The sequence below is a fragment of the Bacteroidales bacterium genome (assembly GCA_014860585.1).
Classification (GTDB): Bacteria; Bacteroidota; Bacteroidia; order Bacteroidales; family 4484-276; genus RZYY01.
On the sequence record JACZJL010000089.1, the window covers coordinates 42899 to 54976 of the forward strand.

At 42.0% G+C, this 12078-nt stretch carries 12 protein-coding genes; 4 read left to right on the forward strand and 8 right to left on the reverse strand.

What is annotated here, in order from left to right:
- Positions 1-20 precede the first annotated feature (20 nt).
- Positions 21-4598 (reverse strand): T9SS type A sorting domain-containing protein, encoded by a 4578-nt coding sequence (locus IH598_08970; GenBank protein MBE0638640.1) that lies wholly within the window; start codon positions 4596-4598, stop codon positions 21-23.
- Positions 4599-4851: 253 nt separating this feature from the next.
- Here IH598_08970 and IH598_08975 point away from each other — a divergent pair, with 253 nt between their 5' ends.
- A complete protein-coding gene (locus IH598_08975) occupies positions 4852-5334 on the forward strand; it encodes a hypothetical protein (protein MBE0638641.1) in 483 nt (160 codons plus the stop codon).
- Positions 5335-5392: 58 nt separating this feature from the next.
- Entirely contained in the window at positions 5393-6256 is an 864-nt protein-coding gene (locus IH598_08980) for a hypothetical protein (protein ID MBE0638642.1), read from the forward strand.
- Here the strand turns inward: IH598_08980 and miaA are convergent.
- The 6 genes from miaA to ssb form a co-directional block, all read right to left on the reverse strand.
- Positions 6253-7149: a tRNA (adenosine(37)-N6)-dimethylallyltransferase MiaA gene (gene miaA, locus IH598_08985; protein MBE0638643.1), complete on the reverse strand. Its 897-nt coding sequence runs from the start codon at positions 7147-7149 to the stop codon at positions 6253-6255. The two genes, IH598_08980 and miaA, sit on opposite strands and share 4 nt — an antisense overlap.
- Positions 7150-7196: 47 nt before the next feature.
- Entirely contained in the window at positions 7197-7754 is a 558-nt protein-coding gene (locus tag IH598_08990) for a hypothetical protein (protein MBE0638644.1), read from the reverse strand.
- A gap of 81 nt (positions 7755-7835) precedes the next feature.
- Complete coding sequence (locus IH598_08995; GenBank protein MBE0638645.1) at positions 7836-9242, reverse strand: HD domain-containing protein; 1407 nt, start codon at positions 9240-9242, stop codon at positions 7836-7838.
- Positions 9243-9328: 86 nt separating this feature from the next.
- On the reverse strand, positions 9329-9550 hold the full coding sequence (locus IH598_09000; GenBank protein MBE0638646.1) for a hypothetical protein: 222 nt from the start codon (positions 9548-9550) through the stop codon (positions 9329-9331).
- A 21-nt stretch (positions 9551-9571) separates the two neighbouring features.
- Positions 9572-10423: a UDP-2,3-diacylglucosamine diphosphatase gene (locus IH598_09005; protein ID MBE0638647.1), complete on the reverse strand. Its 852-nt coding sequence runs from the start codon at positions 10421-10423 to the stop codon at positions 9572-9574.
- Between the two features lie 158 nt (positions 10424-10581).
- Positions 10582-10923 carry a single-stranded DNA-binding protein gene (gene ssb / locus IH598_09010; protein MBE0638648.1) on the reverse strand — a complete coding sequence of 114 codons (342 nt, stop codon included), beginning with the start codon at positions 10921-10923 and terminating at the stop codon, positions 10582-10584.
- 190 nt (positions 10924-11113) lie between these two features.
- Between ssb and IH598_09015 the strand changes: the two genes are divergently transcribed.
- A complete protein-coding gene (locus IH598_09015; GenBank protein MBE0638649.1) occupies positions 11114-11473 on the forward strand; it encodes a nucleotidyltransferase domain-containing protein in 360 nt (119 codons plus the stop codon).
- Positions 11442-11807 (forward strand): DUF86 domain-containing protein, encoded by a 366-nt coding sequence (locus IH598_09020; protein ID MBE0638650.1) that lies wholly within the window; start codon positions 11442-11444, stop codon positions 11805-11807. The genes IH598_09015 and IH598_09020 overlap by 32 nt, the downstream gene beginning before the upstream one ends.
- 139 nt (positions 11808-11946) lie before the next feature.
- On the opposite strand, the gene IH598_09025 is transcribed toward IH598_09020, so the two are convergent.
- On the reverse strand, positions 11947-12078 hold a 132-nt coding region (locus tag IH598_09025; GenBank protein ID MBE0638651.1), incomplete at its 5' end, for a single-stranded DNA-binding protein.

Here is a 12078-nt window from a genome sequence, read left to right on the forward strand (position 1 = left end):
TTTTATCAAGGTTTGTGATGCTATTGAATCACAACTTTTCTGATGATTACATCATCGCTCGTGTTAAGGCGCAAGTAGTAAATACCGCGGGCAAAATCACCCAGTTCAATTTGGTGGGTAACCGAGCCATCAAGCTGGCCAATCTGACGACTGTAAACATGCTGACCCTGGTAATTCATCAGTGTATATCCGAGCTTTTCTGATATACCTCTAAGGGTGATATTCAGGACGTTTGTGGCCGGATTTGGAAAAATCATCAAACTCAGGTTGTCATTAATTTCGCTAACGCCAATGCATGGATCGAAGGTAATCACGATAGAATCCTCTCCTTCACAATCGTTAGCATCTGTAACAACTACTGAATAGGTTACTGAGCCTAAACCAACTCCGGTTGAGTCAACCTGTATGGTTGGGGTAGTGTAACCACCTGGTGTCCAAAGGTAGCTAACTGCGCCAGCAGTAGTGGCATTTAGGGTAATGGTTTGATCAGCGCACACAGTTTGGTCTTCGCCAAGATTTACCTGTGGCGGGATATTAACAACAAGCGTGTAGCTATCCGTTACAATGGTTTCTCCATCGTCAATTGAAACCGTATATGTGGTTGTCACATCGGGGGTAGCAATTGGGTTTGGGCTGTTGGGATTACTTAGCGAACCAGCTGGCGACCAGGTGCAGTTGTAAGTTCCTGTACCGCCCGAAGGATTGGCTAATAGCATTGCAGATCCACCCTGGCAGATCATTTCAGGTTCTGAAGTAATATTGCAGGTTAATGTTCCCATAGTTTGGAAAGATGCAGCCCAACCGGCTTTCACAACTGAGTTGTCAGAGGTAAATTTGAAAGTAATCGCACCGGAGGCATGTGTTGAAGTCACAGTGACAGGACTTGTGGTTCCATGGAAAGGACTGCCGGGGAATGCAGGAGCCGAAATATCCGGGCCATTATGAATATGCAGATAATCATAATTGGCTTCAGTATCAAATATGGTAAAAGTAAATTCAAGGGGCTGTCCTGTGTTTGCTGGGAAAAAAGTCATTGTAAAGTTTTCATTGCTTGCATAATTGGCGCCTGGGCCTCCTGAATCGTAGAACATACCATTGGCAGCAGTTACGTTTCCATTACCCATCATGTATTCGGGACCGCTGGTCGTGAACGACCATACAGGGCAATTCGTTGCCTGGCCGTTTGAATTTTTTGGAACAATCTTCCAGTAATAAGTGGTGTTAGGCATCATTGTGGGTGAATAAGACGGGATCGTGGCTGTTTCGACAAAAGGTGGGTTTGGTACAACCCCAAAATAAACATCAAATAAAGTGGCATCAAGCGAAACCCAGGTCAATGTTGTGTTCATAGGAACATTAACAGCTTCGTCGGCCGGATTGGGATTGGATGCGCATTCCGGTACACCGGTGATATAATGGCAGCTGACTTCTGCTTCCCATCCGATTTTTGTGATTGATCCATCTGAAGTAAATTTGAATGTCAAAGCACCGGAGCCATTCAATGCTAAAATTATACCCGGGTTGGTAGTTCCATGGAATGGGCTTCCCGGAACCTGCGGTGAGGAGGCGTTTGGACCGTTGTAGATGTATAAATAGTCATAATTCGACTCCGTTTCAAATGACAGGAAGTTCACCTTGATCACTCCATCGGTTGAAGCCGGTAGGAAGGTCATTGTCAAACTTTCGTTGTTGCCATATTCTCCACCTGGGCCGCCTGAATCGTAGAATAAACCTACACAAGTTGTGACCGTCTGGTTCGACATGTTGTATTCAGGGATTAAACCAATTACTACAGTAATCGTCTGTTCATCTGTGTATAGACCTGAAGGGCCTGCAGTAGCAGAGAGGTTAACATTTACAGGGTAACCAATAGGAGATGAAGCATCAGCACTCACACTGATCGAGATTTCTTCAGAACCACCGGCAGCAATACTGGCAATGTTTACACTTGCAGTATTGATGGTGAGCATCGGATCATTGGATACAATGCTGATTATTGCATTGGAGATATTACTGTGACCTGTATTATTGACATTCATTTTTACCAGAGCTGTTTCACCCGGGTCGAGAATGCCGTCATTGTTTCCTGATTGAGAATCATCTATGATAAAAGAGTCGGCAATTACAACAACAGGCGCCTGAAGTGTAATAAACAGGTTTGAAGTCCATGTATCACTTCCGTCTGTCATTGTCAGCGTGAATTGTGCTTTGTGTTGATCTGGGACGAAAGAGGTTACAGAGAAACTGTAAGCACTGTTAACAGTTGCGGTTCCACCGTTTGCTATAGGGCCGAAGTTTTGTGATGCAGCACTTGTAAGTGTTATATACTGGTCAGTGCCGGAAATTGTTGCAACAACTGCTGCTGAGGGATCAGCGCCAACGTTTTTCAGGGTTACATTTACACTGATGTTTTCGCCATAATCGGCCAGCCCGTTATTATTTCCTGAAAGATCGCTGATTGTGTAGCTGTCGAGCACAACGTATGGTCCTTCGAGAGCGGCAGCGGGTATCTGAACCATGTAAGGTATGCGTTGAGGTTTTGTAACAACAATGTCAACCATGCCACCGGAAAGGATGGGTTCGAGGGGAACTTCAACAACACCGGTTTCACCAACAAGCGCAGAGCCGTGAAGTACGCCATCTTTTGAAATACCTACATAAGAACCTGCTTCGGCAGTTACTTCATAATAATCCATCCCAATTGGAACTATGGCCATGTGAGATACAGTGTTGTCAGATCCCTGTGTGTGATAAGGAACCAAAGACGGGTCACCCAAAACGTTATAAGCCTGCCAGTAATAGGTCGGGCTTGAATGGCTGGGCCACCCCTGAATATGAACCTCAGTAACTGCGAGGTTACCTACAAAATTGGTCGATCCGGTGGTTACATAATCACTCACAAAAGGGGCATCGTAAGCACCCCACGTAGTTTCTTCAAAGGTGGGAACATAGCCATTGTTTGTTCCTTGAATCGGGAAGGCGCCTACTGCCCAGTAAAAATCCTCAAACCAATAGCTGCTGGGGGATGATCCTAAGTAAGCAACTGATCCTTTATTGGCAGACCTTTGCCAAACTTCGCCAATACATTCACCGTAACCGAAATCCGCTGCAAGACAGCAATTACCTATTGCAATCGGATATTTCCCGTTGTTGGTGAAAGCGTTAACCATACTGATCGAAAGGTTGGGATCACCCCAGGAAGTTTCACTGCAGTGTGCTGTATAGTTAATCATACTTACAGCAATTTTTTCAGGACTGTAGCAACCTGTATAAGGGCTTGTCAGGTAAGGATAGACATTTGTATAGCCATGTGCGGCATTGAAATAGTTGATCGTCCCATAATGTACAGTGGGCTGACCAACCCGGGGATTCCATGTACCGTCGGCGCCGGCAATCAGTGTAACGCCATCCAGGTAAGTAGGATCGGTAAATTCGTATTTTTCGTAATAAAGCGTCTTAGCAATTTGTGAAACCAATTGGGCCGAATTGGTGGCAGAAAACCTTCCGTAATACATTTCAGGGAAATAGTCGCCGTCAACACTGGCATAATAAAGGTCGGTCATCTTACCTGACGATGATCCGGTGGTTGCAGGGATTTGCGGCGTGTCGCCAACGAAAAGAACAAAACTTGGCGCCGGATCGGTTGGGGTTCCCTGGTTATACTGGCCATGAACCCAGGTTTGGATTTGAGCGTAAGTAGTGCCGATCACATCGGTGTAAGCAACAATCACCTCAAATCCTTTTTTGGTTTTCCACTCGATAAAAGGCTGGAGATCATTTTCAAACATTCTGTGCGATACGATCAGGTACTTCACCGGGTATTTGGTAAGATCAGGGTGGCTGGGATATCCGCCGCCACCAGTCAAATTGTTAATCAGGCTTTTTTCGATAACCTGGAAATAAGGCGACCAGGTGGATGCTTTGACATAATCAGTCAATGCCGCATCAACATTGGAATAACTGATTTCAACTTCAATATCATTGTATACCCTCAATATCCCCTTTGCAGGATTATAGCTAACGGGAGCTGCAGTTACACGTGCAATTCGATATCCTCTCAATACACCGAGAACTTCTACCGAAGCCATTTCATGCTCGATAAAAAAGTCCTTTTTATACATCTGCTCATCATATTCAAACGGAACCTCAGAAACATCCTGATCTTTGCGGATGGAAGGCTGATTAGGTATAATTGGAAAGTTGATTCCATATTCCGACAACTGATATTCGGTCATCGTATAATTTTTTACGGAAACCGTTACTTCGGCGCCAAATGGAATTTCGATCAATTTTTTGGAAGCCGGTAACTTTGGTGTACCCAATCCGCCAATTGCGTAAGCACCGGGAATGAAAATCTCGTTAAATTGAAGCCCTTTTTCGGTTTCAACTGTAAACGTCTGAATTCCTTTGTAGGAGAAATGGAGATTGAGCTGCTGTAAATTGTCTTCAGCAACGACAACCTCGGGAGTTGAACGGCCAAAATCAATGGCAAACTCCTGCGCTACAGCACGCTGGTTCACGAGTAATCCCAAAAAGGTAAAGAATACCAGGCTCATCAGGTATTTGCCTCCAGGGACTTTGTAAGTAACATTTTTCATAGTAATTAAATTGAATGTTAATGAATAAATGAATTGTATAAATTCTATTGAATGGCAAAAGTACAACTAATTATTTACCAAATTTTATTTTGTTCAAAGGTTTTACCATGCTGTTAGATTCATTATTCAAAAAGATTTGTCCTTTAAAGGATAACTATCCAATCACTTTTCCCCATTTTTATCCTGGTCAAAATTTGATGTTAACAAAACAGTCACAACAATTCGACGTTAGTTTCAGCAGAAAAATATTATGATGAAAAATTCGATTTTGTTCACTTTACTGTTTATTCCTTTATTGATAAATGCCCAGCAGGAAATTCCTGCAATAAATACAGCCATTGTCGAATATGTTTCTGCTACCATTGGCACACAGGTCAACAGGGGTGAGTGTTGGGACCTTGCCTATGAAGCACTCGACCGGAACAATGCAAAATGGGATGGAAAATTCAAGTTTGGCCGGCAAATAAATCCTAAAACCGAAATGGTGTTACCGGGTGATCTTATTCAATTTTCAAACGTTGAACTCAAATATTCTGAAGGAAACCTTCACTACACCGAAACGATGGGGCAGCACACGGCTATCGTTTACCGCATTATTGATCAGGAGAAAAAGATTTTTGAAATTGCTCATCAAAATACCGATTTTTCTGGTCGGAAAGTCGGGTTAAGCGAGTTTAATTTTGGATATGTTTCTAAAGGCAAATTGTGGTTTTATCGCCCCGAGCCGCTCAACTGATTTCATTCTACCGGTTAATCTATCTTTGCGCCAAAAGTTTTACTGAATTGCTATGGCTATGATCATTATTGCCGAAAGTGGCTCCACAAAAATTGACTGGAGAATTGTCAGTTCCGATACATCTCAGCACTCCTTCAACACCGAAGGTTTCAACCCAAATTATCACGCCAGGAGTTTGCTTACAGATTTTGTTGACGAATTAAATGAAAAGATACAAATAACGGAGGCAGAAAGGGTCTATTTTTATGGTTCCGGCTGTTCTTCTTATCATTCTAAGGAAATCGTCCGCTCTGCTATCAACCAGGTGATCACGGGAGCAATAGTAGAAGTCAATCACGATCTGACCGGAGCTGCCAGGGCTTTGTTTGGCCAGGGAACCGGAATTGCTTCCATCCTTGGAACAGGCTCCAGCAGTTGCATATTCAGGGAAGGAGAAGTAGCTTATGCAATTCCTTCGTTGGGCTACCTGCTGGCTGATGAAGGCAGCGGTTTACAACTGGGACGGCTTCTTTTAAACGCGTATTTTAAAAATCAGCTGCCATCAGATCTGTCCGCAAAATTTCAAGATCAATTCAATATTGGACTATCAACTTTTATTACCCAATTATACACCCATCCCAAACCCAACAGCCTGATCGCCTCCTTCGTCCCCTTTTTGGTTGATCATAAGCATGAACCGGTAATTAAAACGTTGGTCAGAAAGGCTTTTGGTGATTTTTTTAATGAAATCATACTCAAGTACCCTGATTATAACCAGTATAATTTAGGTTTTGTTGGTTCGATTGCCATGTTGTTCAAAGATTTGTTATACGACACAGCATCAGGATACAATCTGAAAGTGGCCCGCATCATTCAGAACCCGGTTGATGAATTGGTCAAGTTCCATCTGGACATTTTAAGCAGGACAAAAAATGACATTTAAAGTTTATCCCGCACATACTTGATCATCCCCCCGGCATCTTCCGGCGAAAACCATTTCATCTCCTGATCCCGTTTAAACCAGGTTAGCTGGCGCTTGGCATAACGACGGGTGTTGGTTTTGATGTTTTCAATGGCTTGTTCCAATGATGTTTTTCCATCGAGATATTCGAATATTTCCTTGTATCCGACAGTATTCAATGCATTCAGATGACGATATTTCAAAAGGGACGTTACCTCAGCCACCAAACCATCGCTGATCATTTGATCCGTCCTTAAAGCGATCCGATGATTAAGTTCTTCGCGGGGAAGGTTGAGGCCAATTTTGATTATTTTAAAATCCCTGGATTTCCTTTTATTGATGCGCAATGAAGTGTAAGTTTTTCCAGTCATCATGCACACCTCGATAGCGCGCTTGAGACGGCTGGGATTGCTTTTGTCAACCAATTTATAATAATCAGGATCGAGTGATTCCAGTTTTTCCGTTAAAAACTCAATCCCTGATTCCTGATGCCATAACTCAATTTGTTTCCTCAGGTGAGGATCAGGATCTGGCAAATCGTCGATGCCTTTGCAAACTGCATCCAGATAAAGTCCGGAACCCCCAACAAGAATTACAGGCTTGTGCTGTGGGAATTGCTCATTCAAAATAGAAAGCACATCGTTTTCAAACCTCGAAACATTGTAATAGTCATGCACCGAAAGATGTCCGGTGAGAAAATGAGGTGCTAAAACGGTTTGTTCAGGGGTAGGCGCTGCGGTTCCAATCTTCAGTTCATTATAAAACTGCCGTGAATCTCCGGAAATAATGATCGTGTTGAAGTGTCGGGCTATCTCGATAGCCACTCCGGTTTTTCCTACTGCTGTCGGGCCTGCAATAACCACTAATGTGTGAATGGAGTGTTCACCAGTTGGTTTAGTCATGTCAACCGGTTAATGTGTGGTTAATAATCATCAATTCCATCATTGTCATCATCTTCTTCATCCATGTCGCCTTTAACCATCGAGTTAAACTCATTCAGCAATGACTCACGCAATTTTTCAGGGTCTTTTTCAACCATCACTTTATTGGTGATTTTCAGGCTTCCTTTTTGCTGTGCCACATGAGGGTAATTCACCCGATTATCAACTTGTTTAACGCTGATACATTCAATTAAAAAAGTATGCAGTTGCAGAAAGTCGTATTCATAAACAAGGTATTGATTTGTACCGCTGATAAATTTATCAATTGAAGTTGACGACATCAGGAAGATCGTGTGGAAGTCGTCGTGCTCTTCCGCCCGATTGTCCTCTTCACCCGACATGTCGAGCAAGGTAATTTCTTCATATTTTTCCCAGTTTTCGTCGGCAACATAAAATGAAGCCAGCTCTTTATCATTCAACTTCAGGGTTTTGACAAGGAACTCATGCAGGTCGAAGAAGGTCTGGTCAGCCCTTATTTCGACATCAAGCACGAAACCGGGGTTCTCATCAGTCTCTATTCTCAATTTAAAAACATCCATGGTGGTTGATCTTTAATTTGTTTTTACTTGAAATTGAAAAGTCAAATTTATATTAAAACAAAAAACTGATTAAAAAATCCATTATTTTTTTGGCATCAACCCGATTTTTTTTCCTGCTTCGAGCATAAAAGCGTAAGCTGGTTCAAATTCATTGGCTATTTCGCCATCCAGAATGGCTTCACGTATAGCCGTTTTAATTACCCCAACTTCTTTGCAGGGGGGCAGGTTAAAAGTTCCCATTATTGTTTCGCCTGTAATGGGAGGTTGCCAGTTGCGTAATTTATCCTTTTCTTCAATCTCCACCAATTTTTGCTTGACAAGCTCGAAGTTGGCTTTGTATCGTTTAATTTTTTCCGGTATTTTCGACGACATATCTGCTGAACAAAGGGTCATCAGGTCGTCGATATCATCGCCTGCATCAAACAGCAGACGACGGATTGCCGAATCAGTCACAATCTCTTCAGCCAGAACAATCGGGCGAAGGTGCAACAACACGAGTTTTTGCAAATATTTTAATGTATCACCGGCAGGTAGTTTAAGTCGTCTGAAAATTCCGGGAAGCATTTTAGCACCCACATAGTCGTGAGCATGAAATGTCCATCCTATCCCTTCGACCCACTTTTTGGTTGCCGGTTTACCGATGTCGTGAAGAATTGCAGCCCATCGCAGCCAAAGATTATCAGTGTTTTGAGAGATATTGTCAAGTACGATCAGCGTATGAAAAAAGTTGTCTTTGTGACCTTTGCCTTCCTTGAATTCAGCGCCCTGGAGGGCAGCCATTTCAGGAAAGATGATTTTAAGCAGCCCCGTGCTGTGCAGGAGTTTAAACCCCACTGAAGGCTTTTCAGACAGAATAATTTTATTCAGTTCATCTGTGATCCGTTCCTGCGATACGATTTTTATCCTGTCAACATTTTTCCGGATGGCCTCTAAGCTGGCTGCCTCGATGGTAAAATTTAATGTTGAAGCAAAGCGGATTGCCCGCATCATTCGCAATGGATCATCAGAGTATGTGATGTCAGGATTTTGCGGTGTCCGGATAATTTTGTTGTCAAGGTCGCGAATACCGCCAAATGGGTCGATTAGTTCCCCAAAGTCTTCCTTATTCAGGCTCAGGCTCATGGCATTGATGGTGAAATCGCGCCGCTTCTGGTCATCCTCGATGGTTCCGTTTTCAACTACAGGTTTGCGTGAATTTGAGCGGTAGGACTCCTGTCTGGCCCCGACAAACTCCACCTGCCAATCGTCAAAATGCAACATAGCTGTTCCGAAGTTTTTAAAAACCTGGAGGTTCCTGATCCCAGCCTGGCTTGCAACAGCTTTGGCAAATTCAATTCCTTCCCCTTCCACCACAACATCTACATCCTTTGACGGCCTGCCCATGAAATGGTCACGAACATAACCACCAATGACAAAGGCTTTTATCCCTTGACTGGTAGCAACAGCTGACAACAAGTCAAAAACCGGATGCTCAAGAAATGATTTCACGAATTGTACTGGTTGTTTTTGTGTGCAAACATAAAACCTTTTTCCGGAAACCGATTCTTATTTTAGCTCAGTTTACCAAACTGTTGTCACCGTATCCTGTAACTAAAAACATATTTAAACGGAAAATTGTCCCAATAATCCTCCATCTCGAACAAGACCTCTTTCTCAAGTAACTTTTCATGAATAATTCCCCTGAAATCATCTACAAAAATATTTACTTCGCACAACTTCATCCTCTCGTCAACATAAATATTATGCGCTGAGGGAAACAGTTGTCTGAGTGATTTAACGACTTTGTCTTTTTCCATAGTAAGCTGAATATTAAGTTTTTAAACAAAAGTTTTCATAATGTCCCATTCTTCAACTTTTTTGTCGTCATCTTCATCATCTTCATCAGTTTCATTAGAAAAATCTTCTGAGCATTGCATTTTCTGAAATTTGTTGTGCACCTGATCCTGATAATAAACTACCTCCCACGATTCATCTTCATGTTCAACCAGGGCTGACATGCTCTCTACCCAGTCACCGGAATTGAGATAATGAATTTCACCGATATATTTGTTTTTAGGTTCATGAATATGCCCACAGATCACCCCGCGAAAACCATTTTCCCTTGCATACTTTGTCATGGTTTGTTCGTAATCCGAAATATAGCCGACTGCCAATTTTACGCTGCTTTTAATTTTCTGCGAGAATGATTGGTAAGGCAATCCCCTGATCGCTCTTTGGTGGTTCCTTTTCCGGCTCATCCAAAGTAAAACTTTATAACCAATATCTCCGATTTTAGCCAGCAGGATAAATCGAGAACTGATCATGTCGAATATATCTCCGTGAATGACAAGATATCGCATATTTTTTTGTAAAAGCTCAAATTGATTTACAAATTTGATTTTTCCAAACGAAAACGGTATCAGTTTATCCAGAAAATCATCATGGTTCCCTCTTACGTAAATCACTTCGGTGTCGTAACGCTCGATCATTTGAATGATTCGCCGGAAGACACGGGTATCCTTTTTTGTCCATTTGCCGTAGCGTTGCAGATTCCAGGCGTCAACAATGTCGCCATTGAGAATTAACCTCCGGCAATGATTATATTTCAAGAACTTTGATAATTCCTTCGATTTTGAGTCTTTTGTACCAAGATGAACATCAGAAATGACAATAGTTTTGTAGAAGGCCATTCTTAAGTCTGTAATTTGCGGCAAAAGTAAAACTCAGCATTTTCAAACTATTTAGCTTAATATTAAGATATGCTTAATAAAATGTTAAGCCGGGCCGCATAAAACAAAAGCCTGCGAGATTTTTCAGGCAGGCTTTTGCTAAAAATGTGGACATAGAATCAGTTCGTCTTTCCGTCCAGCATCACCAGGTCGTTTACAACAATCTGTGTGTAGAACTTGCGGTTGCCTTCCTTGTCGTCGTAGGTGTTGGTTTCGAGACGGCCTTCCACGGCGATCTGTTTCCCTTTTTTCAGGTACTTCTCGGCTACTTCGGCCAGCCCGCCCCAGATGATGAGGTTGTGCCACTGGGTGTCGGTTACTTTCTCACCTTTCTCATTCTTGTAAGTTTCGCTGGTGGCCAGGGAGAAGCGGGCCATCTTGTTACCGTTCGATACTTGCTTTACTTCCGGATCCATTCCGAGGTTTCCAATCAACTGAACACTGTTTCTTAAGCTTTTCATGACATTTAAAATTTATTGTTAAACATTAAGTAAAAAATTATGGAGCAAAGATAGGGTGGGGGATTGGGGTGATTCGGTTAATAAACATTTACTTGCGTTTGTAAACGGACTTAATCGGGTGTAAGCGTTTGTAAACGGGTATTTGATTGTGATTAAAGCAGAGATTAAGGTTTAAAGGAAATTTGGATTTTTGAAAAGGATATTAAAATTGCAGTATTTTTGCGACATGAATATCATTATGCAACATAAGGACAAACTGGTTGAATTATGTAAAAATCATAATGTCAGCGAATTATATCTATTTGGCTCTGCTTCAAAAAACAAACTTGCTGAAAACAGCGATGTTGATTTGCTGATAACATTTGAAAATGTGAAGTTGGAAGATTATTTTGATAACTACATGGATTTGAAAGAACAGTTGGAAATTTTGTTTAGCAGACCTGTTGATCTTGTCGAGAATAATGCGATCAAAAACCCGGTTTTCAGGAAGGTTGTTGATCGCGATAAAATACTTGTCTATGACGGAAAGAGTGCTGAAGTCTTTGTATGATATGAAACTTGCAATTGATGAAATTGATTCATTCTTTATCATAAAACCAAAATCATTCCGGGATTATTCAAATGACACAATGCTAAAGCGGGCAATCGAGAGAAATCTTGAAATCATTGGCGAGGCAACAAATCGCATTCTTAAAGATAATCCGGATTTTTCAATTTCTAATGCGCATCGAATTATTGGTTTGAGAAATCAGATCATCCATGCTTACGACAGCATTTCTGATGAAAACATTTGGGGGATTGTGATCAAGCATATACCAAAATTGAGGGATGAAATTAATACCCTGATTAACGAGGGCTTGAGAGATTTCCAAATCACCCCGTGAGTTTTTTCAGCCAATCACTGAGTTTTCAATTTTGGTTGTTACTTGCGAGCTACTCACGGGGTGATTTACAAGAATTAAAAAAAATGAAAAAAGCCCACCGGATTGCTCCAACGGGCTTTGGTTTTCAGGGATGTCTGGGTTAGTTGTTCTCTTTTCCCAGCATCATCAGGTCATTAACCAATATCTGTGTGTAGAACTTCCGGTTGCCTTCTTTGTCATCGTAGGTGTTGGTTTCCAGACGGCCTTCCACTGCGATCTGTTTTCCTTTTTT

Coding starts and splice junctions, on each gene's coding strand:
- IH598_08970 (MBE0638640.1), bottom strand. CDS start 4,598: ATGAAAAATGTTACTTACAAAGTCCCTGGAGGCAAATACCTGATGAGC.
- IH598_08975 (MBE0638641.1), top strand. CDS start 4,852: ATGAAAAATTCGATTTTGTTCACTTTACTGTTTATTCCTTTATTGATA.
- IH598_08980 (MBE0638642.1), top strand. CDS start 5,393: ATGATCATTATTGCCGAAAGTGGCTCCACAAAAATTGACTGGAGAATT.
- IH598_08990 (MBE0638644.1), bottom strand. CDS start 7,754: ATGGATGTTTTTAAATTGAGAATAGAGACTGATGAGAACCCCGGTTTC.
- IH598_09000 (MBE0638646.1), bottom strand. CDS start 9,550: ATGGAAAAAGACAAAGTCGTTAAATCACTCAGACAACTGTTTCCCTCA.
- IH598_09005 (MBE0638647.1), bottom strand. CDS start 10,423: ATGGCCTTCTACAAAACTATTGTCATTTCTGATGTTCATCTTGGTACA.
- ssb (MBE0638648.1), bottom strand. CDS start 10,923: ATGAAAAGCTTAAGAAACAGTGTTCAGTTGATTGGAAACCTCGGAATG.
- IH598_09020 (MBE0638650.1), top strand. CDS start 11,442: ATGACGGAAAGAGTGCTGAAGTCTTTGTATGATATGAAACTTGCAATT.